General features: G+C 64.7%; 27 protein-coding genes. 22 read left to right on the top strand and 5 right to left on the bottom strand.

All coding sequences use genetic code 11. The features are described from left to right. Positions 1-318: 318 nt before the first annotated feature. Entirely contained in the window at positions 319-672 is a 354-nt protein-coding gene (locus AC07AL_RS13855; protein WP_478317505.1) for a hypothetical protein, read from the bottom strand. A 16-nt stretch (positions 673-688) separates the two neighbouring features. Beyond that, the gene (locus AC07AL_RS13850) at positions 689-970 is read right to left on the bottom strand and encodes a hypothetical protein (protein ID WP_478317504.1); all 282 of its coding nucleotides are present in this window, start codon (positions 968-970) and stop codon (positions 689-691) included. A gap of 1270 nt (positions 971-2240) precedes the next feature. Here AC07AL_RS13850 and AC07AL_RS13845 point away from each other — a divergent pair. The 22 genes from AC07AL_RS13845 to AC07AL_RS13740 all read left to right on the top strand — a co-directional run bounded on the left by AC07AL_RS13845 (position 2241) and on the right by AC07AL_RS13740 (position 20849). Next, positions 2241-2666 (top strand): phage terminase small subunit, encoded by a 426-nt coding sequence (locus tag AC07AL_RS13845; protein ID WP_478317503.1) that lies wholly within the window; start codon positions 2241-2243, stop codon positions 2664-2666. After that, positions 2666-4315: a terminase gene (locus tag AC07AL_RS13840; RefSeq protein WP_478317502.1), complete on the top strand. Its 1650-nt coding sequence runs from the start codon at positions 2666-2668 to the stop codon at positions 4313-4315. The genes AC07AL_RS13845 and AC07AL_RS13840 overlap by 1 nt, the downstream gene beginning before the upstream one ends. Next, positions 4312-5850 carry a phage portal protein gene (locus AC07AL_RS13835; protein ID WP_478317501.1) on the top strand — a complete coding sequence of 513 codons (1539 nt, stop codon included), beginning with the start codon at positions 4312-4314 and terminating at the stop codon, positions 5848-5850. Before AC07AL_RS13840 ends, AC07AL_RS13835 begins: the two co-directional genes overlap by 4 nt. A gap of 5 nt (positions 5851-5855) precedes the next feature. Next, positions 5856-6599, top strand: coding sequence for a VG15 protein (locus AC07AL_RS13830; protein WP_478317548.1), 744 nt, complete (start codon positions 5856-5858; stop codon positions 6597-6599). 45 nt (positions 6600-6644) lie between these two features. After that, positions 6645-7151, top strand: coding sequence for a hypothetical protein (locus tag AC07AL_RS13825; protein WP_478317500.1), 507 nt, complete (start codon positions 6645-6647; stop codon positions 7149-7151). Between the two features lie 67 nt (positions 7152-7218). Then, positions 7219-8277: a major capsid protein gene (locus AC07AL_RS13820; protein WP_478317499.1), complete on the top strand. Its 1059-nt coding sequence runs from the start codon at positions 7219-7221 to the stop codon at positions 8275-8277. A 17-nt stretch (positions 8278-8294) separates the two neighbouring features. Beyond that, entirely contained in the window at positions 8295-8714 is a 420-nt protein-coding gene (locus AC07AL_RS13815) for a hypothetical protein (RefSeq protein WP_478317498.1), read from the top strand. A gap of 29 nt (positions 8715-8743) precedes the next feature. Next, positions 8744-9061 carry a head-tail adaptor protein gene (locus AC07AL_RS13810; protein WP_478317497.1) on the top strand — a complete coding sequence of 106 codons (318 nt, stop codon included), beginning with the start codon at positions 8744-8746 and terminating at the stop codon, positions 9059-9061. Continuing rightward, positions 9048-9368: a hypothetical protein gene (locus AC07AL_RS13805; protein WP_478317496.1), complete on the top strand. Its 321-nt coding sequence runs from the start codon at positions 9048-9050 to the stop codon at positions 9366-9368. The genes AC07AL_RS13810 and AC07AL_RS13805 overlap by 14 nt, the downstream gene beginning before the upstream one ends. Continuing rightward, positions 9365-9769, top strand: a complete 405-nt coding sequence (locus AC07AL_RS13800; RefSeq protein WP_478317495.1) for a hypothetical protein — start codon at positions 9365-9367, stop codon at positions 9767-9769. The genes AC07AL_RS13805 and AC07AL_RS13800 overlap by 4 nt, the downstream gene beginning before the upstream one ends. 66 nt (positions 9770-9835) lie before the next feature. Then, positions 9836-10669, top strand: a complete 834-nt coding sequence (locus AC07AL_RS13795; protein ID WP_478317494.1) for a phage tail tube protein — start codon at positions 9836-9838, stop codon at positions 10667-10669. A 90-nt stretch (positions 10670-10759) separates the two neighbouring features. Beyond that, on the top strand, positions 10760-11038 hold the full coding sequence (locus tag AC07AL_RS13790) for a hypothetical protein (RefSeq protein WP_478317493.1): 279 nt from the start codon (positions 10760-10762) through the stop codon (positions 11036-11038). Positions 11039-11238: 200 nt separating this feature from the next. After that, a complete protein-coding gene (locus AC07AL_RS13785; protein WP_478317492.1) occupies positions 11239-11436 on the top strand; it encodes a hypothetical protein in 198 nt (65 codons plus the stop codon). Then, positions 11436-14612 carry a tape measure protein gene (locus tag AC07AL_RS13780; RefSeq protein ID WP_478317491.1) on the top strand — a complete coding sequence of 1059 codons (3177 nt, stop codon included), beginning with the start codon at positions 11436-11438 and terminating at the stop codon, positions 14610-14612. The genes AC07AL_RS13785 and AC07AL_RS13780 overlap by 1 nt, the downstream gene beginning before the upstream one ends. Positions 14613-14615: 3 nt before the next feature. After that, positions 14616-15464 (top strand): phage distal tail protein, encoded by an 849-nt coding sequence (locus AC07AL_RS13775; RefSeq protein ID WP_478317490.1) that lies wholly within the window; start codon positions 14616-14618, stop codon positions 15462-15464. A 9-nt stretch (positions 15465-15473) separates the two neighbouring features. Next, positions 15474-16598 carry a hypothetical protein gene (locus AC07AL_RS13770; protein WP_478317489.1) on the top strand — a complete coding sequence of 375 codons (1125 nt, stop codon included), beginning with the start codon at positions 15474-15476 and terminating at the stop codon, positions 16596-16598. 20 nt (positions 16599-16618) lie between these two features. Then, positions 16619-17803 (top strand): hypothetical protein, encoded by a 1185-nt coding sequence (locus AC07AL_RS13765; protein ID WP_478317488.1) that lies wholly within the window; start codon positions 16619-16621, stop codon positions 17801-17803. Beyond that, positions 17769-18290, top strand: coding sequence for a hypothetical protein (locus AC07AL_RS13760; protein WP_478317487.1), 522 nt, complete (start codon positions 17769-17771; stop codon positions 18288-18290). Before AC07AL_RS13765 ends, AC07AL_RS13760 begins: the two co-directional genes overlap by 35 nt. A 9-nt stretch (positions 18291-18299) precedes the next feature. Next, entirely contained in the window at positions 18300-18542 is a 243-nt protein-coding gene (locus AC07AL_RS13755; RefSeq protein WP_478317486.1) for a hypothetical protein, read from the top strand. Between the two features lie 3 nt (positions 18543-18545). Next, a complete protein-coding gene (locus AC07AL_RS13750) occupies positions 18546-18830 on the top strand; it encodes a hypothetical protein (RefSeq protein WP_478317485.1) in 285 nt (94 codons plus the stop codon). Continuing rightward, positions 18814-20511: a LysM peptidoglycan-binding domain-containing protein gene (locus AC07AL_RS13745; RefSeq protein WP_478317484.1), complete on the top strand. Its 1698-nt coding sequence runs from the start codon at positions 18814-18816 to the stop codon at positions 20509-20511. Before AC07AL_RS13750 ends, AC07AL_RS13745 begins: the two co-directional genes overlap by 17 nt. Next, positions 20508-20849 (top strand): hypothetical protein, encoded by a 342-nt coding sequence (locus AC07AL_RS13740; RefSeq protein ID WP_478317483.1) that lies wholly within the window; start codon positions 20508-20510, stop codon positions 20847-20849. The genes AC07AL_RS13745 and AC07AL_RS13740 overlap by 4 nt, the downstream gene beginning before the upstream one ends. A 63-nt stretch (positions 20850-20912) precedes the next feature. Here AC07AL_RS13740 and AC07AL_RS13735 read toward each other — a convergent pair whose 3' ends face one another. From AC07AL_RS13735 to AC07AL_RS13725, 3 genes are all read right to left on the bottom strand, one after another. Further along, positions 20913-21158 (bottom strand): hypothetical protein, encoded by a 246-nt coding sequence (locus tag AC07AL_RS13735; RefSeq protein ID WP_478317482.1) that lies wholly within the window; start codon positions 21156-21158, stop codon positions 20913-20915. 6 nt (positions 21159-21164) lie between these two features. Further along, complete coding sequence (locus AC07AL_RS13730) at positions 21165-22427, bottom strand: YfjI family protein (RefSeq protein ID WP_478317481.1); 1263 nt, start codon at positions 22425-22427, stop codon at positions 21165-21167. 160 nt (positions 22428-22587) lie between these two features. Further along, a complete protein-coding gene (locus tag AC07AL_RS13725; RefSeq protein ID WP_478317480.1) occupies positions 22588-24261 on the bottom strand; it encodes a recombinase family protein in 1674 nt (557 codons plus the stop codon). Positions 24262-24300: the final 39 nt, after the last annotated feature.

Raw genomic sequence — 24300 nt, 5'->3', positions numbered from 1 at the left:
GGGCCCCGTTCTTAATGATGTACATCCCCGACTCACACATTGTGACTCTCTCCGTTCCGCTCTCTCTTACGTTCTTAATCCTGCCGCATACCGCGTTGCATGTCAACCCAAGAGGCTGTGATTGGGATCACCCACACTCACGGCAACGGACCATGTGGGCATTGATCTTCCGTGCCATGGTGCGACGGGCACCGTAAGACGTCGCAAAGAGAGTCTTAGCCGTACTGTCATCCGGCCGGTTCAATGACGCTTCCATGTCCACGTTGGCGTAAGCGGTGTAAGACTCACGAATGCGCTTAGCGCGATTGCAGAGCTTCATTACTTCTTCACCATTCCGTCTGCTACGTAGGCGTGACTGCCGTAGTTGCCGATTTCAAAGGACCCATCCTCATAGAACGTGATCCGGTCCCCGCCATAGCCGAGTTCCATACCATTGGCGGTGTCGAGTGCCTTATGGCAAGCATCCGGCCCCTTGTCGCACTGCTCACCCACGTAGCGCGCTGCCTCATCGAATGCGTTGACAACCCATGTGTCAATCTCGGCTAGCGCGTCGTCATCGAACGCAACCACTGGAGCGGCGGGCGCACCCTTCGGGGTGTCCGCGTAAGTAGACCATGCGATGGTCATTGCGACGGCCATACCGGCCGCCATGGCGAGAAGTCGCCTGCCCATGTCTTGCCTCTCTGAATCAGAACGACTTGGCCCACGCTGCTATGGAGTCATGCAGTTCATCCAGCCCGTTGATCCGGATGTCATGGTCAACGTGGCGGCCGGACAGCATGTAGTCGAGTCCACCATTCACACCGTCCACCACGCTAACGCGAATGGTGTAGGTCACACCGTCCTTGGACCATCCATAGAGCCGACTCACACCCATGGAAAGACTGTCGTACATCACAGTCAGTCCCATGTCGTTCAGTTCGTTGGTGGCGTTCTGAAGCAGAATCCGCCGGATGTCTTTGACCCTCATTCGTTCGCTCCGTTCCCTCGTTCGTTCGTTGTGGTCTCACCTTCCCAATCAATCCCGTTGCATGTCAACTCAATGGCATGTGATGCCGATCACACCCCTAGGAGTCCTCTTGTCCGGATGGTCAGAACGCCCAACCAATCGCCGGTCCCTGCTCCCATCCGACTGGCCACTACGGCGCGCGGTGGTGCTCCAAAGGGACGGGTACCAATGCCGGGCCATCCGTGCCGATACGGGGGCGCCATGCGGGGCGGTAGCCAATCAGGTGGACCACGTCATACCGGGGGGATCGCACGGGGTGCAGAACCTACAGGCGTTGTGCGCCCACCATCACGCATCCAAGACAGGGAGTGAAGGCGGGGGGAGAGCGCACGCCGAGGTATCCGGAAGGGGGCCCCGGAAGGGGGGTCGCAATGCCCGACCCCCTGAGAGGCATCCTGGCCTGATGTGATGCCCATCACTCAATAGCTGCACACCTAGACCACTCGCATGCACTCAATGCGTTGTGATGCAGATCTCACACGTTCATTCATCATCACTCATTGCATCGCAATGATCACAACACAATGAGTCATTGAGTCTCGATGCTTCGAACCTTATGCCTGCCCCATTGTCAATGGCATTCGAATGTGATTCACGTCATCATCATTCAACTACTCATTGCGCTCATTCGGTCGCATTGAGAAACGAAACCACGTCTGATCTGCATTGATTCCATTCCGTATCCGAATGGGCACTCCTGGCCACCCTGGGGATACCCCCCTCGGGGCTTCTGTCGGGGACTGCTGCGGTTAGCGAAGACCTCGATGTACGGGTTCCGGAAGTCCCGTCGGCCACCCGTCTGACCTGGGCCGATGCCCGCCCTACGCGCGGGCAGGAGGCCGGCACTCCCTCTGTGGTGCACGTCACACTGACCCGCGTCCCTGGTTCAGCTCGGGGGCTTCTCTCTCTGGGTGAGGGAAGGAGGGAGCGAAGCGACCGACTGACCGAACCTTCCTCCTTCCTTCCTTCAAGGGGCCCTCCAAGGGGCCCCCACCTAGTTACTTAGTTACTTACTAAGGGGCCGCCCCGAAGCGGCCCTCTCCCTCCCAAAGGGCCTCCTCCGCTGGGAAGTCGGAGGCCCCAAAGGGTTCCCATTCTCCGATGCCGGCGGAGCCCGCCGGCCTGGTCCTGGCCGCCGATGCGGCCAGGTCTAACCACGTAACTAAGTAACTGGGCTACCCGCCCCCACAGAGCCCCGGAGGCTCGTACGTCGAGACCCCGGAGGTCCCCTGTGCCTGGCCCGCTGCCGAAGGACGAGCGTCGCCGACGGAACGTCTCGCTGGCCGACGAAGCCGAGCTGGCTATCGAGTCGGCCGCGGTGACCACCCCCGACTTCGGGGACCTGTCCCGCCTCAAGCACAAGTCCCGTGAGTGGCTGGTCTCCGTCGTCACCTCCGCTCAGGCCGAGGTCTACCAGCCGTCCGACTGGCAGCGCGTTCGGGACGTGCTCCAGCTCCGGGAAGCGCTCAACTCGCTCGATGCCGCAGACCACTCCACCCGGCTGAAGTACGCCAGCGAGATCCGCCAGCTCGAAGGCACTCTCCTGATGACCCACAAGGAGCGTGTCAGTGCCGGCGTGAAGGTCCAGGCCGCCAAGGTCGAGCCCGCGAAGGCCGGACCGGCGGACGACGCCGCGATTGTCGCGGGGGTCTTCTGATGGCCGTGCTCCAGGTCGGCAATCTGCCGGCCGTGAGCCCGGTCGATCAGGGGTACTCGATGATGGTCGGTCTGGCGCTCATCCGCTGGGCCGAAGATCACCTGTGGCATCCGGACGAGAACGACGAGAACGGTGATCCACTCCCCTGGCGATTCACATCCGAGCAGAAGCGCCATCTGTTGCACTTCTATGCGACAGATCCGAATCGCTCGCACCGCTGGATCTACCGCCGGTCGATCTATCAGCGAATCAAGGGCTCCGGTAAGGGCCCATTCTCCGCAGCGATGGCATTGTGCGAAGCTCTCGGCCCCTGCCGACCGGTCTACAACCGCACCTTCCGAACCTGGACGGTCCAGCGCAACGAAGCGGCCTGGGTGCAGCTCGCGGCGGTCTCCCTGGACCAGACCGCGAACGTCTTCAAGAGCCTGCGCGGGATGATCCGCGACCGGTCCGAGATCGACGGCATCCCAATCGACCCGGGCCTGACCCGCGTCTATGCGGGCGCGAACAACGAGCGGCAGATCGCTCCCGTGACGAGCGAATCGAAGACCCTCGAAGGGGCCAGGCCGACGTTCGTCATCTGCGACGAACCTCATTTGTGGACTTCTTCCACCGGTGGCCATCGCCTCATCGAGGTCATCAAGCGAAACCTGGCCAAGTCGAAGAACGGCGCTTCGCGCGCCATCATCACCACCAATGCCTTCCTTCCGGGTGAGGATTCTGTCCTTGAGCGGGAGTACGAGAGCTTCAAGGCGATGATGGAAGGCCGGTCGAGGACGACCGGCATCCTCTGGGACTCGATCGAGTCCAGTGACCCGGTTCCGGACCTCGGGGACGAGGCCGCGCTTCGCGCCGCTCTGATCGACTGCCGAGGTGATTCGATCTGGCTCGACATCGACACGATCGTTGCCGAGATCTACGACGGAACGATCTCCGCCGAGCTGTCCCGCCGCTTCTTCCTGAATCAGGTGGTCGCGGCCGGCGACGCGTGGCTTACTCATCAGGAAGTCGAGGCCGCCATCCGGGACGCCTCGATCGAAGAGGGCCGGATCGTGGCCGTCGGCTTCGACGGATCACGCTCGGACGACGCCACAGCGATCATCCTGGTTGACGTGGAGACAGGTCACTGCGAGGTGGCCGGTGTCTGGGAGAAGCCCGATGCGCCCGGCTTCGATGACTGGGAAGTTCCCCGTCACGAAGTCGATTCCGCGGTGCATGACCTGTTCCGCCGCTACCGCATCGCGGCAATGTTCTGCGATCTCGCCTATTGGGAGTCCTACGTGGACCGATGGGCGGATCAGTACCGCGAGAAGCTGTTCGTAAAGGGATCGCCGCAGGGTGCCCTCTCCTTCGATATGCGGAAGTCCACGAAGGGCTTCACCGAGGAGTGCGAAATGACCCTGGCGGCCTTCCAGCTCGGTGACATCACCATCGGCCGGCACCCGGCCTTGGCCCGGCACCTGAAGAACGCACGCAGGCGCGTGAACGAGTACGGCGTTCGCTTCGACAAGGAATCGAAGGGCTCGAAGCACAAGGTCGATGCCGCGACCGCGCTCGTGATCGCCCGTCGGGCCCGCCGCGTCGCTCTTGAGCGGGGCGTACTGGAGAAGTGGAAGCGCCGTAGCGCGAAGCTCAGACTCACCTCTTGACCCTGGAAGGGGATTCATTGGCTCCCGCCCTCGGGGACAAGAAGAAGACCGACCTGAAGCAGGCTCTTGAAGCCTCGCTGAATCGCTTCAATGACGACTTCGCTCGCCTCTCTTACATCGAGTCCTACCTGAACGGGGACCAGGACCCGCCGTACATCCCGAAGGGTGCGAGTAAGGAGTACAAGGCCATCCTTGACCAGTCGTGCATGAACTTCCTGCCGCTGATCGTGGATGCCGTCGCCCAGCAGCTCTACGTCGAGGGGTACCGCAAGCCGGACTCCCCCGACGATGACAAGTGCTGGGAGTACTGGCGGCGCAACGCCCTGGATGCCTGGCAGCACTCGGCGCATCGGGACGCCCTGTCGTACGGGTACTCATACGTCACCGTTCTTCCCGGCGACAAGGCGCCGGTCATCAAGCCAGTGTCTCCGCTGTCGATGGCGGCGCTCTACAACGATCCGATCCACGACGAATGGCCACAGTGGGCGATGCAGCACAGCATCGACTACAGCACCGGCAAGAAGCGTTCCCGGGTCAAGCTGCTCGACAACGAGAACGTGTACACCTACGTCGGTGACTACATCCACACCTTCACGAATCTCGACTCGTTCGAGCTGAAGGGGGTCGAGAAGCACGGCCTTGGCGTCTGCCCGGTCATTCGGATGCGGAACCGGTTGACGACTTCCCCGAACATCCCCGTACGGGGTGAGGTCGAACCGCTGATCGTCACGCAGGACCGGATCAACTCCTACACCCTGTCGGAGTCGATGATTGTGCACCTCGCGTCGTGGAAGCAGAAGTGGATTGCGGGCATCGAGCTTCCCGACGACTTCACCGACCCGGATTCCGGCATCACGGTCAGCGCCGCGCCGGATGCTGCGGTCAATCGCCTGTGGTCCACCGAGGACCCCACGACGAAGTTCGGGGAGTTCTCCGAGAGCGACGTGACGAAGGTGCTGGCAGCGACCGAGGCCACCATCAAGAAGATGTCCAGCGTCAGCCAGGTGCCGCCGGTCTACCTGCTCGGCGACATCGTGAACCTGTCAGCCGAAGCGCTGGCAGCCTCGGAGGCCGGCCTTCAGCGCAAGGTCCAGGAGAAGCGCACGGTCTTCGGTGAGGCATGGGCCCAGACGATGCGCCTGGCGGCCGTCGCCGATGACGGCCAGGGCGACCTGGACGACCTGTTCGACAACCGGATCGTGTGGCGGGACACCGAGGCCCGGAGCCTGGCTTCCACCGTCGATGCACTCGGCAAGCTGACGCAGATGCTTCAGGTGCCGCCGGAAGCGCTCTGGGAGCGCGTCCCCGGCGTCACATCCTCGGACGTCGCCGCCTGGAAAGAGCTCGCCAAGGAGGCCGATTCGCTCGGCAACATGCTCGGCATGCTCCAGGACCAGGCCGGCCCCGGTCAGGCCGCGGGGCCCTCCCCGAAGGGCCAGGACAACGCGAAGCCGGGCACCAACACCCCGGGCAAGTCCAGTACCGCAAAGGCCGGTTACGGGACGCCTTCCGACCGGAAGGACTACCACCGTTGACCGAGGTGGCAGACACCCTGTCGGCCGGGTACGCGGCCCAGCAGACCGCGATCCGGGCGGCGGCCGTCCGCGAGTTCGTCACCCTGTGGCAGCTGCTCAACCCGGACGATCTGACGGCCGCCTTTCCCGGCTATCACTCGGCGATGCTCAGTTTCGTACGGGCCTACCGCTCCGAGATGTCCGCGATCGGGAACCGGTACTACGCGGGCATGCGGGAGGCCGCCGAGGTGCCGGGCATCTGGACGGCCGGCACGCTGTCACCGCTCGATGAGGAGCACTTCGTCAAGGCCCTGGCCCTGCGCGGGCCACTGGCCATCAAGGCGGCCCTGGCGAAGGGCTGGAGCCTGGAACGGGCACTCGCCAACGCCTTCGTCGTCTCGGCCGGCACCGCCGCCGAGTTCATCCTGAACGGCGGCCGGGATCAGATCACCGACAACGCCCGCCACGACAGCGCGGCGCGCGGAGTCGCCCGGATCGCCTCGCCGAGGGCCTGCGCCTTCTGCCTGATGCTGGCCTCACGCGGCGCGGTCTACCGCTCCAAGCTGACCGCCGGCTTCAAGGCCCATCCGCACTGCCATTGCTACCCCAGGCCCGTCTTCGAGGGCGACAAGACATCATCGGTCACCGAGTGGGCCGAGGATCTGTACGCCGATTCGAAGGGCCGTGGCGGTGGCCACGCGGACGCCAAGCCGGAGAACGACCGGCTCAACCAGCTCCGCCGCGAGCTGTACGCCCAGCGCGGCGAGTAGGCCCGGCGCCTACTCCCCCCACCCACCTGCCCCGGAGGCATCCCCATGTCCGAGAACACCACCGTCACCGAGACCACCGAGACCGCCCCGGAGGCGGACGCGAAGGCCGGTGTCGAGTCCCTGCCCCAGTGGGCTCAGGACCAGCTCCGCAAGGCCCGTACGGAGGCCGCGGGCTACCGCGAGAAGCTGCGGGAGGCCGAACCGCTCGTCACCCGCGCCAGGGAGCTGGAAGAGGCCGGCAAGAGCGAGGCCCAGCGGCTCACGGAAGCACTTGAGGCGTCCAAGGCCGAGAGTGCCGCCCTGCGCCACCAGGTGACCCGCGCGAGCATCGTCCGCGAGGCCGGCCTGAGTGACGAGCTGGCTGAGTTCCTTGTCGGCGACGAGGCCGCGATGCGGGCCGCCGCCGCGAAGCTCTCCAAGCTCGCCACGGCCGCCAAGGGTGCGGCCCTGACGGGTCAGCCGGTCGAGGCGCTGAAGAGCGCCGGCCAGGCCCCGGACGACGACGGCGACGACTTCGACCCCGAGGCGTTCGCCGCGTCCCTCTCCCTCTGATCCGACCTGACCGAGACCCCCGCATCCGTCGGGGGTCTTCGCCGTTCCACAGAAAGAACACCTCTTCGTGGCAAACACCCCCCTCAACACCGTCGGCAAGAACAACGGTGTCATCGTCCAGAACGGCCGACTCGCCTCCGGCGCGGTCGCGGCGCTTCAGCGCGCCATCGTGCTCCCCGCGCTCTTCGACAAGCGCGGCGAGGGCGAGTTCAAGGGTGCGGTGAAGGACACCATCAACATCAAGCGGCCTACCGTCCTGCGAGCGAAGAGCAACAAGTTCCGCTCCAAGCAGGTGTACACCTTCGTCAACCAGCTCAACGAGTGGTCCATCCCCGTGACGCTCGATGACAACCTGTACACCACCATGGCCCTGCCGGACGACTTCGCCACCATGGATCTCCAGAACAAGGGCGATCAGGTCATCGCCCCCCAGATCCGCGCCATCGCGGAGGCGTGGGAAAACTACGTCGCAGTGAAGATGAAGGCAAGCTTCGCGACGGTCGGCACCGGCGGCGTGACCACCATCACCGCCGCCGACGACACCGAGGCCGGCAAGGGCATCCGCAACCTGATCACCAAGCTCCGCAAGCAGCTCAACGACGAGAACGTGAGCGCCAACGGCCGTTACCTGGTGGTCGGTTCCGAGGTCGAGCGTCTGCTTCTCAACGACCCGCACCTGACGAAGATGGACGAGTCCGGCTCGACCACCGCACTGCGCGAGGCCGTGATCGGCAAGCTCTACTCCTTCACCATCTACAGCTCGAACGCGGTCGGCGAGAACGACGTGTACGCCTTCGTCGGCTCGGCGCTCCAGCTGGTTTCGATGGCTCCGGTCAGCCCTCAGGGTGCTTCCTTCGCGTCCTCGCTGTCCGCCAACGGCGTGGCCCTGCGGTACATCCAGGACTACGACATCGAGACCACCACCGACCGGAGTCTGATCAACGTTTACATGGGATGCGGTGAGGTCAAGGACATCCCTGTCAAGGAGCTGGACAAGCTCTTCGACGCGGCAGGCAACTCCAAGAACGGCCTGGCGGCCGTCGAGGACATCGACCCGGCGACTCTCGCCAAGCAGATCCGCGGGCTCCAGACCAGCATCAAGGTCGTCGCTCCGCCCGCCAAGTAAGCCACTAGGGAGGCCAGTTGGACACGCTCGCCTCTCGGGATGAGTTCCTGGCCCGCACCACCGTCCCGGTAACGGAGTCGGATGAGGCGCGGGTTCAGGCACTCCTCGAAGACGCAACCACCGTCATCCTGAGCTATCTCGGGCGGGACGCACTCCCGAATCCGCCGCGCGCGGTCCGGCTGGTCTGCCTGTCGATGGCCCTGCGGGTCTATCAGAACCCCCTCGGGATCACATCGGAGACAGTGGGCGACACCTCCATGCGCCGGTCCGCCGCGAGCGTGGCCGGCATGACGCTGACCGACCCCGAGAAGACCATGGTGGACAAGGCGATGCGCCGATCCCCGCTGCGCTCGCACCGGATCGGCTCCGGCATCACCGATGAGGACCGCGCATACTGGGGCGCCCGGGTACCCGCCGATCGGCGGTACTACCAGTGATCTCCCGGCACCAACTGACGGATGCCGTCGTGGTACTGGAGCCGTCTTGGACGGCAGACCGGTACGGCAACAAGGTCCCGGTCTGGGACAGGCCACTACGGCGGCCGTACGTCGGCCGGCTGTTCATGACGGCCGCCCGCGAGGACGAGAAGTACCGGGATGCGGCAGTGGACACGTTCACTCTTCTGCTGCCGCCATCTGCGGTCATCACCCACCATGACCGGCTGCTCTGCGGCGGCCGGCGCTTCGATGTCCTCTCGGTACAGCCCCGGCACCTGCTCGGCCGCCCGCATCATCTAACCGTCCGCCTGCGATCCGTTGAAGGGTGGGACAGTGGCCCGAGTTGAGGTCAACCGCTCCGAGTTCCAGCGTCTTGCCCAGAGCCCCGAGGCGTACGCCGCCCTGATGGTCAAGGCCCGTCAGGTCCTCGCCCGCGCCCAGGCCACCGCGCCGCGTGGCTCCGGCGACTACGCCGGCCGCTTCCACATCAGCGGCGGAAAGACCCGCGAGAACACCGCGATCGTCTACGTCGGCAACGACGACCCCGCCGCCGCGCACATCGAGTGGGGCACCAAGAAGGGCGGCTGGCGCAACGGGCCGAGCAAGGCCCATCACACCATGTCCCGTGCGCTCGGGTCGGTGGTCGAGGAGTGAAGCCGGTCATCTTCGGCGATGCCGAGGCCGCCACGATTCAGTACCTCAAGGCCCACGTTCCAACGCCCTACACCTACTCCGCGGACTTCCCCGAATCGGAGTCGAGGACACCACACATCGTGGTGCGCCGGTACGGCGGGAACTTCAAGCAACGGGCCATCGACTACGCCCGATTCTCCATCGAATCGTGGTCCACGGATCGCGGTCTCGCCCAGGACGCCATTCAGGAAGTCATCGGCTGGCTTCATGTCGCCAACCACAAGAACTACGTCTCGTTCGACGGCATCGTGCTGGCCCGGGTCTTCGTGGAGTCCGCCCCGCAGTACTTCCCGGACAAGACCAGCGGTGAACATCGCTGGATCTCGACGGTAGCCGTCTACTGCCGCCCCAAATCCGCCTGACCGTAAGCCATCCAGCCCCCGTGACCACCTGTCGGCCGGGGGCTCCGGCATGCCCAGAAAGACTTCATGGCTGACTACAACTTCAATCCGGACTCCGTTCGCGTTGCGATCACCGGTAACGTCTTCTACTCCGAATCCCCCTTCGCATCGGTGAAGACGGCCGTCGAGGACGTGACGTTCGACCTGACCGCCGACCCGCGTTTCAAGTCCCTCGGTGTGCTATCGGAAGACGCGCTGGAGTCGGACTTCTCCGACGAGACCGAGTCCACCGGTTCCTGGCAGTCCGGCAATGTCCGCACGCTGGTCAAGTCGCGTGAGGCGACCGTCAAGCTGGCCGCCCTCCAGACCAGCCGCGAGGCCGTGTCCTTGTTCTACGGCCTGCGCCCGCAGGACATTCAGGGCAGTGTCTTCAACGTTCAAGCGGCGGTGGCCCGCCCGTCGATGGTCGTTGTCTTCGAGTTCAAGGACGGCAACCTTCGGGGCAGTTCGACCGAGCGCGTGTTCCGCATCGTGATGCCGCTCGCCCAGGTCTCCGAGGTCGAGAGCCCGAAGTTCACCTCCGGCGAGGCGATCACCTGGGGCATGACCTTCAGTGCCCTCGGTGGCGCGGCCGGCGCCTCCGGCGCACTGCTCAAGCTGGTCAGCAACGACGAGGCGATGCAGTCCCGCAACGCCGTCTCCCTGTGGGTGGACGACCAGATCACCACGGACGGCAAGCTCTCGGTCTCCGCGACCCCGGGCGCGACCGTGACCGTGGCCGGCAAGTCCATCACCGCGACGGCCGGCCCCGACAAGGTTGACTCCGGCCTGATCAAGGGCCAGGTGGCGCGCGTGCTGGTCACCGCCACCAAGGCCGGCCTGGACGACGCCCGACAGGCCGCCATCGTCGCCTACCCGTAAGACCCCTCCCAGGCCCCTAACTCAGTAACTTAGTTACTGAGTTAGGCCGCCCGGCTCCCCCTCGCTCTTCCCCGATCACAGGAGAACACCATGGCCTACTCCCTTGATGAGCTGCGCGCCCGCCAGGCCGGCACCGCCGCCGCTGACATCCCGTTCACCCTCGGTGCGAACACCTTCTACATCCCGACCCCGGAGCGCTGGCCTGACGCCGTGCTCCTGGCGGGCAAGGATGCCGATGTCGTCGCTATGGGCAAGGCCCTGCTGGGCGCCCAGTACGAGCCCTTCATCGCGGCCGGCGGCCGGTCCCTGGACCTCCCGCTGATCCTGGACGCCTACGCGACCGAGCAGGGCGCGACCCTGGGGGAATAAGGGGGCTCGTTGAAGACCTCCGGGAGTATGAGGCCGATATCGACGCCGATTTCCTCGCCATCTACGGCCTGGACATCCGCTATCTCGGTACGGCCTCCCTCTCCTGGGGGCGCTTCCGCGAGCTGCTGAAGCGGCTCCCGCCGGAGTCCAACACGCTCCGCGCGGTCGAGGGCCGGCACGGGCTTGCCTGGTCGGCCGAAATGCAGCTTCTTGCCGGGCTCACCGACTCCGTTCGGGTCGGCAACTACCTGACCGGCTTCCTCCTTCAGGCCAACGGGATGAAGAAGAACCCCGTCGAGATGCCTGAGCCCATTCCCCGGCCTGGCGTGCAGGCCCGTACGAAGCAGTCCGGTCTACGGGCGATCATCAGCAAGCTAGGGGCCGAAGGGGCTTATTAGTGGGTTACAAGCTCGCCACGGGTTTCGTGGAAATCCGGATCGGCAATGAGCAAGTCTTCATGCAGGCGACGGACGCCGCCGTGCGGCGTGTCATGGCGCGCGCCGAAGCGACCATGCAGTCCGGTTTCCAGCGGGCCATGAACAAGGCTGCGGATTCCGCAACTGCCTTCGGGCTCAAGGCGACTGCCGCTCTTCTGCCGGTCGAGATGGCGTTCAAGAACGCCGTGAAGCAGGGCTGGGACTTCGCTGTACTCGTGGGCCAAACGTCCATGATGTTCCAGCAGTTCGGTCTGTCGGTGAAGGATGCCGACGCGTTCGTTGGCCGTCTTCAGAAGAACTCGATCGCCTGGGGTCAGGACAACCGCAGCACCATCATGACGGCCCGCTCCCTTATGACCTCCTTCGGCGGGGATGTCAAGCAGGTCGAGTACGCGATGGCCGGTCTGGCAAACATGACCGGCAAGTACAAGCTGAACACGGAACAACTCAACGGCGTCACCCGGGCCTTCGTGCAGATGCAGCAGAAGGGCAAGGTCCAGGCCGAGGAGATGCTTCAGCTCGCCGAGAACGGCGTCAACGGCTGGGATCTCTTCTCCAAGGCGACCGGCAAGTCCGTGGTGGAGCTTCAGAAGCTCACGCAGGCTGGCAAGTTGTTCGCCAAGGACACCATGCCGGAGGTCTACAAGTACCTCAACGAGAACCCGGAGTTCGCTGGCAGAGCGACGGCCAACGCGAAGACCCTGAACGGCCAGATGAAGAATCTGGGCAACAACATGCGGGAGATCTTCGCCGGGCCGTTCATCGCCAACAACGACAAGCTAGTTCACGCCTTCCAGGCCATCAACAAGGCGCTTGCGAACATCCGGGACTCGGGGGTTGTCGATCGGTTCCTTCAGCCGATGATCGACGGCTTCGTGAAGCTCGCCACCTGGTTCGGGAACCTCAACCCGGTGACTCAGGCGTTCATTGCCAAGCTCGCCCTGGCGGCCGTGGTCATGGGTCCGCTGGCGCTGATCCTGGGCAAGGTGCTCCGCTCCGTAGGCTCCTTCGGGGCCCGGGTCGGCGAGGCCGCCGGCCGGGTGACCGGATTCGGGGCAGCGATCCAGCCGACAGCCGCTCAGCTTGAGCGCTGGGACTCGGTGATGCTGCGCGTGGCTAACGGAACGTACCGCGTTTCCAACGCCGTTGACCGGCTGCTGCACCCCTTCCAATCGATCCGTGATGCCGCGTCCGCCCTGGCGGACCGCTTCCCGGTCATTGGGCGGGCCATGGATGCCGTGCTGCATCCGATCACCGCACTCCAGGTCGGGGTTCTCAACCTCCAGCGGCGCTTCACCGAGTTCCGCAACGCGGCCGGAGAGGCGGTGTCGAATGCCTTCGACCGCATCCGGTCCAGTGTCCTCCAGCTCGACATCCGGTTCCGCAGCCTGCCGGCCACCATCGGGGCCGTGGCGTCCGCGCTCGGCTCCGGCCTGGCCTCCGCCGCGACCCGTGCGGCCGATGTGCTGCGGCACCCGATCACGTCCGCGCGCCTGCTCGGCCAGAGTCTTCGGGAGTACGCCGTTGGCGGCCTGGACGCCCTCCGGGGCGCGCTCGGTCGGGGCCTGGACGCCGGCCTTCGCGGCCTGGTGCGCGGGATGGACCTGGCCGGCCGGGGTGCCATCACGATGGGCAACGGGCTGAAGCGGCTCGGCGGTGGCGCGCTCGGCATGCTGAAGACGGGCCTTCTCGGTGCGTCGGTCGGACTGTTCGCCTTCGTGGCGTCGGGTCAGGACGTGGGCCCCGCGATTGACGGAATGGTCAATCAGATCACGTCTTTTCTTCGGAATCTCCCGGCAGTCATAAACGCCGTTTCGGCAAAGCTGCCGGGAATGGTGACCGAACTCGTTCAGTCGCTGACTTCGGCCATTCCGGAAATCGCTACGGCTTTCACGACGGCAATACCGGCTATAGCCAGCGCACTGACCGTTGCACTACCCGCGATAGCCAACATTTTCGGAACTGTCGTACCGCAGATCGTCACTCGTTTGGCTCAACTTTTGCCCGGAGTCGTACAGGCGGTACTCAGCGTCTTTCCGATGCTGATAGCTTCGATCACTTCCGCCCTGCCGGTTGTGATCAAGGCTTTTGCGGATATGGTCCCGCAAATCGTCCGGTCTTTGGGAATGGCGCTACCCGGCTTGGTTCAGGCTTTCGCTGACGGCCTGGTGAAAATCGTAGATGCGGTGGCCCAATCTCTTCCGGTCATCATAGCCGCGGTAGTGGGAATCATCCCGCCTTTGGTCAATTCCTTGACCGCTGCCCTACCAGCGCTAGTCACTGCTTTTGCAGAAGCTTTCCCGAAAATTGTAGAAGCGATTGTGAATGCAATACCCGGAATTGTGATGGCTTTTGCTGATGCAATACCGAAAATCGTAGACGCCTTGCTTCGAGCACTGCCTTCGGTAATCCAGACTTTCGCGGATGCCATTCCGAAAATCGTGACTGCCGTGCTCGTGGCGCTACCGCTAATCGTGACGGCTTTCGTAAAAGCGATCCCGCTTATCGTGACCGCGGTGACTCAGAATCTCCCGCAAATCGTACGCGCTTTCGTAGATGCCATTCCGCAGATCGTGAATTCTGTGGTTCAGAATCTGCCTCAAATCGCGTCGGCCTTCGTGAAAGCCGTGCCGCAGATTGTCAAGGCGCTGGCTGATGCTGGCGGCCAGCTATTCGACGCGGGCGTGAATATGGTGAAGAAGCTGATCGACGGACTTGGGTCGATGGCGGGAAGCCTGGCCAGCAAGGCGAAGTCCTTGGCGGGCAGTGTGCTCGATGCGATCAATCCACTGAAGGCAATGTCTTTCTCGATGCCTTTCAGCGCGGATTTTGATTCGGGCTTCGAGGGGTCGTTTGCGGATGCCGATTTCGCACCGATGAGCCTCGCGGCCTTCTCCGCGCCCGTGGCGATGAGCTACCACTCTGAGGGCCTTGCCGGGGCCGCTCAGGACCTTGGCGGGGCGATCACGTCCGGGTTCACCTCCGGCATGAGCGCGCGTGACTTCCGTCTGCCTCGCGCTCGACAGGAAGAGTCCGCCAGCAGCTCGTACAACGTGACGGTCAATGCCCGTACGGACGCGAATGCCACGGATATCGGCCGCGAGGTCGTATGGCAGATGAAGACGAGTGGAGTGTGATCCGTGGCGGCTCTTGAGCCATTCACGATGGAGTTTAATGGGGCCCTCCTCGGAGGGCCCTCCCCTATCTACCTCGAAGAAGTGGACGGCCTCCACGACGCCCCGGATATGCGGGTGTCCGATACCGGGCTCATGCAGCGGGACGGGATGATTCCCGGAGAGGACTACTACGGGGCGAGAACCGTCACGGTGACCGCCAATGTCCTGGACGATGGGAAGACGCTCGACGCTCTGATGCAGGCCCTCAAGCCTGGGCTTCAGAAGCCGCTGCGTTTCTCCTTCCCCGGAGTGGCCGGCGGCCGGACCGTGAGGCTTTACGGGAAGGTGCGGAAGCGCTCGATCAAGGCGGACAACCTCTTTCACAAGGGGCTGGCGAAGCTGATGGTCGAGTTCTACTGTGCCGACCCGTTCATCTACGCCGATGACCAGACAGCGGCCCTGGTCACCCCTCCTCGGGACAGGCCCGGAGTCCGGGCTTTCCCGATGCGCTTCCCGTTCAACCTGCGGACGAAGGATGCGAGCTATGCCGATCGGATGGTCCTGATCAATGAGGGCACCTCGGACACGTGGCCGCTCTTCCGGATGGTGGGGCCGATGGGCAATCCCGTGTTGCACAACACGCTGACTCAGCAGCGCTTGATCCTGAACCTCTATCTCGGGGTCGGCGAAATCCTGGAGCTGGACAGCCGCCGCCGTACCGTCCTTTACAACGGGGCTTCGAGGTACGGCGCTCTCGACTACACCTCGGAATGGTTTCCGCTGATTCCCGGGGTCAACCGAATAGAGCTGTCCGGGTCCGGCGTGCAAACCGATATGACTGCCGATGTGCTGTGGCGCTCGGCCTGGATCTAGGACGACTTCTTGGCAAGTGTGAATTTCCGCCCGCCCGCGCTGGTGACACAGGGCGAGTACGACGCCTCGGATTTCCGGCGGGCGTTCGCCGACCTTCGCGGCCGGCAGAAGGGCGTCATCTGGGAGGACAATCCGAAGGCGCTGAAGGTCGAGGCCGTTGCCGATGCGAACGCCCGGATCAGGGTGTACGCGGGCGACGCCTGGGTGCCTGTGTGGGTCGAGCACCGCGAGAACCCGAAGTCGATGGCGAGGGTCCGGCTGCTCAACGACATCTCGTTCAACCTGACGGGCTCCAGCACCAGCGGCGACCGGATCGACATCATCGTTGCCCAGGTGCACCCCAACGCCGACGACTCCACCACGGTCACGCTCGCCCCCGAGGCCCCGGCCGCCGACTACGACCCGGCATCGTGGGTGGCCCTGTGGGGCGTCAAGGTCATCAAGGGCAACGTCAGTGAGAAGCTGGCCGATGTCCAGAAGCGCATCCCCGAGTCCTGCATCGTCCTGGGCCACGTCACCGTGAAAGCCGGCACCGCTTCGACCCTCGGTGCGGCCTCCGTCCAGGACGCCCGCGGCCTCTACGGGCAGTCGGATACCACCTGCATGTACCCGGCCAAGACAGTCCCCGGACAGGCCCCCGTGGCACTGGCCGGCAGCCTGTTCCCCGGACAGCTCGTCTACCACACCGATTCGGGCCTGTGGTACCGCAAGGAGGCTTCCGGGGATGTCGCCGAGGCGTTTCCCCGGGCATTCCGCACGGACGCTTCCTATCAGGCCCCGGAAGGCGCGTGGGGAATGGAGGCGTGGCACACCTTCACAGCCCCCGCCGCCGCATACCCGCGACTGGTCACCGTGACCTTCGAGGTTTCGTATACCGGCAACTTCGGTGAAGGCTGGTATGCCCCTGTCGTCTGGGGACATGGTGAGCGACGAAGGGCCGGACGGCCGCAGTACACCCGGGCGAACGACGGCCGCGACGCTCGCGGCTGCGCGTCCATCCGCGTGCCCGCCGGCACGCCGCTGGCCGTCTACAGCGGCATCCAGTCGGATAACACTGCGGCTTACAATGCGAAGTTCACGGCGGCCTGGACTTCCTATGCCGAGGCCGTCATCGCTCCGGGCAGCCTCACGTGAGTGGCCAGTACCGGGTACTGATGGCGGAGTTCCGCACCGGAGACATCTGGGCGGAACTCCCCGTCTCTGACCTCACGTTCACGTCCATTCTCAATGCACCAGGCGCGGCCGAGTTCACGCTTCCGCTGGCCGGCACTCCCCTGGCCGGACTCAACTTCAACGCCCTCTCGCCCTGGCGAACGCTGATCTTCGTACAACGCGGACGACAGATCCTCTGGGGCGGGCCCCTGATCACGTACCGCGTGGACATGGAGAAGGAAGAACTCAAGCTCTCCTGTGAGGGCTTGTGGTCCTACTACCGGCGTCGGGTCATCAACTGGCAGTACCTCGCCACGAAGCGCGATGAGCTGGTAATCGCCCGCGAACTGCTGATGCGCTTCGCTGACGGCCAGGGCGCCAAGCTCGACGGCCAGCAGCCAGACCAACGCTGGTGGGACCTCGGAGCCCCGTACGGCAACGGAGTTGGCGCGCTCACCTTCGACACGAATGCCCGATCCGGCGTTCTGCGGGATCGAACCTACTGGCGCTATGAGTGGCGATCGGTCGGTGAGGCCGTCGAACAACTCGCCGCGATCCGCTCGAACCCCTTCTCTCCAACTCCAAGCATCCCCGGAGGCTTTGACTTCCGGATCGACCACCGATGGGAAGGCTCGAAGGTCCGCAATGACTTCAACTTCCTCGTACCCGTCCTCGGACAGGAATCCGGCATCGTGCTGGAGCATCGAGGCAACTGCGATGTCACCGGCGTCTCCGTGGACGGCACGGCGATGACCACCGCCGCCACCGTCACAGGTGCGGGCGAGGGTCACGATCAGCTCGTGAACTGGTGGTACAACCGCGACCTGGAAGAGGACCCCAACCGGCGCATCCCCCGCCTCTACCAGATCGAGTCTCACTCGAACGTAACCGAGATCGACACCATCAACGGGTATGCGCGCAAGCTCATTTCCCAGGGTCAGACCCCGATCACCATTCCCTCGGTCCGGCTGATCCCCGGCCTGTACCCCTCGGTGTCCGACGTCCATGTCGGCGAACTGGTCGAGGTCCGCGTGAAGACTCCCAACTGGCCCGGACTGTCGGGCAAGTACAAGGTCATGCAGATCCAGGCCAAGGCCGGAGAGGGAGCCGAAGACGTAACCCTCGAACTCTGTCCAGCGGAGGTATTCACCTATGTCGGAACTGACGACCCCCAGCCTGGCTGGTGAGCTGGCGGCGCTGAAGCGCCGCATCTCCACCCTGGAACGTACGCCGCAGCGCGCAGCCCGTCAGCAGCAGCTTGTTGTTGCCAACGTCCCCCAGGCCGCCGGCCAGATGCCGAGCCCGACCGCCCAGGGCTTCATCAACATGTGGGGTGTCTCCAGCCGCGCCATCGTCGCCGAGTTCGACATTGGCAAGCTCGGGGCGGGATGGATGGCCGGGTTCCAGGTCTACGACCCCGTGACGGGACGCTCCACCTCGCACTTCACCAATGAGGCTCTGGGCGCGAAGCGCCTTCGCCTGGCCTGGATTCACGGCCGCCCCGTGGGCTGGCAGACCAACCTTGCCAACTCTGCAACACCGATCGAGATCCGCATGTGGGGCAACACTACGGGCGATGCAGCCAATCAGCGCATGTCCCTGCGCTGGGCCGTCGCCCTCGCCCCGGAGGAATGGGACGCCGCCACCGATGCGGGAGCGTTCCAGTACATCTAAGGAAAACCTATGCAAGGACAGTCGTTTGACGTTTCCGTCGTCCTGACCGAAGACGACGTGAAGGCGGTTGCGAAGTACCTCGGATACTCCACCGCCGAGTACTGGAACCCGGACAAGAGCGTCGATGTGGTCCGTGAGCACATCCATCGACTCATCGAGTCCGAGGTGACGGCGCTTCTCACTCGCTCCGCCCCGTACCGTCCTCTCTCCGCCTCGGTACAGGTCATCACCCCGACTAGTTCGGCGAGTTGATTCGTGACCGTCTTCACGAGCTTCGCCGAGATGGCCACCGCGGCCTTCGGGCTCAGTGGCCTCTTCGCAGCCTGCTACGTCAGCTACAAGGCGCGCACGCAGACCGAGACTGTTCGTGTTCTCGCCGAGGAGCGAGACGCATTCAAGGAGCAGTCCGACCGACTGAAGTCCCAGCTTCAAGAGATCAAGGACGAGCTTCGGGCGCTCCGAGCGGAGAACCAGATGCTTCGCCGCGAAATCCTGCTGTTCACCATCAACCGAGGGGGCCTCAATGCCGACTCCGAATGACGTAATCACCCAAGCCCTCAAGCACGTTGACTACCACGAGGGCCCGAACAACGACACCGTGTTCAATCGGCGCTTCGGCCAGATCCCCGGCTACCCGGCGAATGGCTACGGATACCCGTGGTGCCAGTCGTTCCAGTCCATCGTCTTCAAGGACGCCGGCATGCGGCCGAACGTTGACTACCCCTGGACCGCCGCTTGCAGCGTGGCGACGCAGTGGTTCAAGAGCCGTGGCCGGTTCGACCGCACTCCCCGTCCCGGCGACCAGGCGCTCTTCGGCACTGACGGCGGCTCGCATGTCGAGCTGGTGATCGGCGTGTCCAACGGCGGCCGGGACATCGAGGTCATCGGCGGGAACACCAGCTCCGGGCAGTCAGCCAACGGTGACGGCGTCTACCGCAAGCGGTATACCAACTGGGCTTCCACCACCCGCATTCACGGCTTCGGACACCCCCCGTACGCAGAGGCCGGCGGAGGTCAGACCGCACCGCCAATCGGTCCCAGCACGAAGTTCAAGGTGGCCGCCGGCATGACCCTGCTCGGCATCGCCGCCGCACTGGGCGTACCCCTGTCCGATCTGCTCGCCGCCAACCCTGAGATCCGCAACCCGGACCAGATCGCCGAGGGCCAGGTGATCAACGTCCCCCAGAAGCCCGCGCAGCCGACTCCGCAGCCCACAGAGAAGCCAACCGAGAAGCCGACCCCCAAGCCGGTCGAGAAGCCCGCCGAGCGGCCCTCTGTCGGGTCTTACGCGGTCAAGCGGGGCGACACCCTCAGTGCCATCGCCCAGGCCCACCGCGTGAGCCTGGCGGCCCTACTGAAGGCCAACGCCGGACGGTTCCGCGACCCAGACAACATCGTGCCCGGCCAGACGGTCATCATCCCCTCGGGAACCCGTCAGGCACCGCAGTCGCAGCCGTCCGCACCGAAGCCGGCCCCCAGGAAGGCTGAGAGCGGCACCTACACCGTGAAGAAGGGTGACACCCTCTGGGGCATCGCTCACGCTCACGGCGTCGAGCTGCCCGCGCTCCTGGCGGCCAACGCCGACCGCTTCCCGAATCCGAACCTGATCTACCCGGGCCAGCGCGTCTTCCTGCCCGGCCGAGGCGGCGCGACGGCTCCCCCGGCCCAGCCGAATCCCCCGACTGAGCAGCGGCCGGCAACCCCGGCCCCGCCCGCACCGCCCGCCAAGCAGCCCACCCCGCACGGCGGAGCCACCGCGGATTCCCTCCTCCCACTCCCCCTGACCCACAATCAGGTGGGCTTCGAGTTCACGGCGGAGATGCGGGAGAACGCCGCGATCATCCGGCAGGAAGCTCACGCGGTCTTCGGCGCCGGCCTCGGTGACCGAGCGGCCGTGATCGGCATCGCCACAGCGATCCAGGAGAGCGGCCTGAAGAACCTGCGGTACGGAGACAAGGACAGCCTTGGCCTCTTCCAGCAGCGGCCTTCGATGGGCTGGGGCACGGTCGCCCAGGTGACCGATCCGCACTACGCGGCCCGGAAGTTCTTTACCACGATGAAGGAGCTGGCCCCGGCGAAGTACGGACCCGATTTCCTGACGAAGGCCCCGCTCTTCCAGGTGTCTCAGGTGGTCCAGCTCTCCGGCAGCCCGGAGGCCCCGGCCAAGTACGAGCGGGCCGCCGCCCAGCTCGTTTCCCAGCTCAGCGGAGGCAGCAAGTGAAGTGCCTGAAGAACAACCCCGCCTCGATCGTGAGCTTCGTCGGCGCGCTCCTGGCGCTGCTCGCGGTGTACGTCCCGGGTCTGCCGCAGGAAGCGATCCTGGCCGTCGTCTCCACCCTGGTCCTGGGCGGCGTGAAGGCACAGCGGATCGAGGACGAGAAGACCCGGGTCGCGCTCCACCAGATGAGCCCGTTCGAGGCCGCCGCGCTGGCTCAGCAGGCCCTCGCGGAGGCCGAGGCGGAGCGCACTGCCCTAGCGGTCACGGACACCGGTACGCGCCCGATCGTGACCGGCCTGGACCTGGACGACGGTAGCGCCAGCATCCGGTACACCGAGTGATCCGGACATGAAAGAACCCCCACCAGCCTTCCGGCTAGTGGGGGCCTTTCTGCGTTTCCGACGCTAGCTGTCCATCGCGTCGAGGAGTTCCTTCACCTGCGCCTGCCTGACTGCGATCTTGTGGAGCACCGGCACGGCATCGGCAGGCATCGTCTCGGAGGCCATCCACCGGGCGGCCTGCTCACCGCTCGCCCACCATCCGAGGACTTCCCCAGCCAGCTCCGGCTTGCCCTTCAGCTCGGCGAACTTTCGCTCCGCCATGGCCCATTCCACTTCGGCGATCTTCTGGGCAATCTCTTCGTCGGTCACCGCCGGTCAGCTCTCGGTCCGCGCGGCCGGCAGGCTGTACATCCTGGTCGGCCTTCCGCCTCGGGCCTGCTTCGTCTCGACCGCGCCCACACTGGCCATCAGCTCATCGAAGCGGTCGCCGCTGAAGTTGTAGTGCGTAAGCTTCATCAGCTCCATCCGCTTCATCCCCGCCTCGCCGGCCTCTTCCAGGTGGAGCCGGACGTTCTCCTTCGCGTTCTCCCACTGGCGGTTGACGGGGACGGCGCGATTCTTCCGCAGGAAGACGACGGTAGCGAGGCAGTAGTCGAGGACCGCCTTCGCGGCCTTCAGGTCCTTCACACCGATCTTGTCGCGCTGGTCCATCAGGGCGTACACGGCGGCCAGGCGCATGAGGTAAGGAACGTGCCGCTGGACGAACTCCTTGAGTACCGGATCAGTCTCGCCCCGGTAGGAGAGTTCGGCATAGAGCCTGTCCACGTACATCTTCTGTGCGGGGGCCGTCAGTGTGACCTCCGTGACCTTCTTGGCGAACTCCACCGCCGCGCGCAGCTCTTCGGCCAATGCATCCGTCGTCTCTTCCCATCCGGGAATGTTCGGTGGGATCGGCACATCCTTCTCCTTGTGGGTGAACCACGTCAGGAATCGGTTGTACGAGCCACCGGACATGTCGGCGGGCTTGACCTTGGCATCCCACTCCTCGGGAGTGATGTGCCCGAGGACGACGATGTGAGCGCCCGAGGCGGTCTCAGATTCCTTGGTCTTGATGACCAGGTTCTTGCCATCCCAGGCATCTCGCAGAACGCCGCCGAGAATGCCACCACCGGACTTCGACATCACGTTCACGTACTCGGTGGCGATGACCAGGATGCGCTTGTCATCGACGCCGCCGGTCAGCTCTTCTTCCCACTCGCCGGTTTCCGGGTCCTTCTTCTTCTTCATCCGGTGATCTCGGACCGAGTAGATCAGGCCCTCGCCAGTGTTCAGCGACGTGGAGACATTCTTCCCCTCGAAGAACTTCGGCTCCGCAACGCGAAGGAACTCTTCCATCTCATCGGTTGCCGTGCCCTTCCGCCCCTCACCGGTCGGGCCCATCATCAGCGACCAGATTGCCAAGCTCTGCCTGCGCCGGCCCACCCGGACCTTCGGGCCGTTCCCGATCATGGCGGAGAAGCCTGCGAAGAGACTCGCAAACATGCCGGCGTTGTCAGCTTCGGTCATCGGCTCCACGTGCCGGACGATCCTGCCGGCCAGACCGGCGTACACCTCGCTGGCCAGAACGGGAGCACCCACGGGCCTCAGATTCACTACAGCTCTCCCCAAACGTAGATGGGAAGGAACCGGGGCATCCATGACAGGACGAGCCCCGGCCCTTCAACACGTTGAACCTTACCAGGCGTCCGCCCGGCCCAGAAACTTAGTTACTTAGTTAGCCCCCGGCGCACCGGCGCACTTAGGCGGCTGCCTCTACCTCATCGCGCTCCAGGGAGCCGCCCCACTGCTTCGTGGTGACGACTCCGCTTTCGTCGGCCCCCAGCGCGATGGCGTCGGGAACCTGTCGCCCGTACTTCTGGACACGGGCAGCAAGGTCCTTCGGTATGTACCAGCCCATGACCTCCGGGGAGGCGAAGATCTTGACCCCCGCAGAGATAAGCAGCAGCCGCCGGCGCTCGGTGTCCATCTCAGCCCAGACATCCCCGTAGGTCCGGTCAGTGTCCTCTTCAACCCACTCCGAAGGCCGGTGAGGCATGGCTGCGAGCACCTTACGGCGCATCGCCAGGGCGGTGATGCGCTCCTTGTACTCCTCATCGCCGCCGGGGTAGTCGTAGGCCAGCAAGTCCTTCTCCTCTCGAACGTCCGCCATGGCTTGGACCACGGTCTCAAGCTCTTCGGTGTGATCCTCACCAGGGACGAACCTGCGGACAGTCAGCGGCACCCGGCCAAGCTCGAAGGTCATCACGGCGTCGATCACGGCGGTCAACTCGTCGGCCGCGAACGAGTAGCCAGGGCCGCACTTCGGCTTGCCAGCCGTCTTCACGCACCGGTAGTACTCGTAGATCTTGCCGTTCTTGGCCTCGTTCAGCTGACGGTAGAGGCGGTTCGCGCAGGTGTCGCAGTGGACCACCCCGAGGTACGGCGCAGTCCCGTTTGTACGCTCCTTGACGACCGTGCGCGTCTTCAGGGCCTCCTGGAGAGCGTCCCACTCTGCATTGGTGAAGATCGCATCCGCGATGCGGATCGGCATGCCCTTCTCGTCGCGGGCGATCCGCCTGTTCTGGGCGTTGGTCCCGAGGAGCTTGAAGCCCATGGTTGCCGGCGAGCGGAGGATCTTCCCGACGCTGGTCTGATTCCAGATGCTCAGCGGCGGCTTCTTCCGCTTGCTGCGCGAGTTCTCGCCCTGCTGCTTGATCACGTACTGCGCCGGGGTGAGGTGCCCGGCTGCGGTCAAGATCTCGGCAATGTGGTTGAGGCTCTTGCCTTCCAGGTAGAGCTTCCCCATGAGCCGGACGACGGCAGACGAGATCGGGTCGATCTCAAGGGTTCGGCCGCCGCCAACCCGGTCCACGATCCGGTACCCGTACGGCGGCTGCCCGCCCGCCCAACGGTCGGTCTTCCGGAGGTGGCGGTGAGCGCCGGTGACGCGGTTCTTGATCCGCTTGAGCTCCATTTCGGCGAAGATCGCCGCCATCATCAGGAAGACCTTGGCCATCATCGTGGCCATGTCGTCGGAACTCTTGGTGAAGTCCAGAACGATCCCGTCATCGGTGAAGACGAGGATCTTCTTGTTCACTTCTGCCCAGTGGGCCAGGTCAGAGCAGTCCTTCGCCGAACGGAACGCACGGTCCACCTTGGCCCAGACGATCGCGTCCCACTCGTCCTCACGCTCAGTGAGCCAGGGCCCGAGGTCCGGCCGCTTCCAGGGGGAGACCTGGGCGGACACGTCGAGGTCTTCGAACTGGCCAACGATCTCCCAGAAGCGAGCGGCGGCGAAGCGCTCGGCAGACTCGTGCTGGGTGTGGTGGGAGGTCTTCCCCTCGTCCCCGTGGGTATCGGAGACGCGGGCGCCGACGACAGCGCGGACAGTTCGGGTGGCCAGAGAGGTGCGCTCGGCCGTGGTGGTGCTCATCTAGGTAGCCTACGATCTATCCGACCGCCATCAGGTGTG

This window comes from Kitasatospora sp. NPDC043949 (assembly GCF_056435365.1).
Note: the sequence above shows the minus strand (reverse complement) of the source record. Positions and strands in the feature narration are given on the sequence as shown.

Bases quoted from the DNA above. Each gene is read 5' to 3' on its own strand.
- AC07AL_RS13855 (WP_478317505.1), bottom strand. From the start codon at position 672: ATGGGCAGGCGACTTCTCGCCATGGCGGCCGGTATGGCCGTCGCAATG.
- AC07AL_RS13850 (WP_478317504.1), bottom strand. From the start codon at position 970: ATGAGGGTCAAAGACATCCGGCGGATTCTGCTTCAGAACGCCACCAAC.
- AC07AL_RS13840 (WP_478317502.1), top strand. From the start codon at position 2,666: ATGGCCGTGCTCCAGGTCGGCAATCTGCCGGCCGTGAGCCCGGTCGAT.
- AC07AL_RS13825 (WP_478317500.1), top strand. From the start codon at position 6,645: ATGTCCGAGAACACCACCGTCACCGAGACCACCGAGACCGCCCCGGAG.
- AC07AL_RS13795 (WP_478317494.1), top strand. From the start codon at position 9,836: ATGGCTGACTACAACTTCAATCCGGACTCCGTTCGCGTTGCGATCACC.
- AC07AL_RS13790 (WP_478317493.1), top strand. From the start codon at position 10,760: ATGGCCTACTCCCTTGATGAGCTGCGCGCCCGCCAGGCCGGCACCGCC.
- AC07AL_RS13785 (WP_478317492.1), top strand. From the start codon at position 11,239: ATGCAGCTTCTTGCCGGGCTCACCGACTCCGTTCGGGTCGGCAACTAC.
- AC07AL_RS13765 (WP_478317488.1), top strand. From the start codon at position 16,619: ATGGCGGAGTTCCGCACCGGAGACATCTGGGCGGAACTCCCCGTCTCT.
- AC07AL_RS13760 (WP_478317487.1), top strand. From the start codon at position 17,769: ATGTCGGAACTGACGACCCCCAGCCTGGCTGGTGAGCTGGCGGCGCTG.
- AC07AL_RS13755 (WP_478317486.1), top strand. From the start codon at position 18,300: ATGCAAGGACAGTCGTTTGACGTTTCCGTCGTCCTGACCGAAGACGAC.
- AC07AL_RS13745 (WP_478317484.1), top strand. From the start codon at position 18,814: ATGCCGACTCCGAATGACGTAATCACCCAAGCCCTCAAGCACGTTGAC.
- AC07AL_RS13725 (WP_478317480.1), bottom strand. From the start codon at position 24,261: ATGAGCACCACCACGGCCGAGCGCACCTCTCTGGCCACCCGAACTGTC.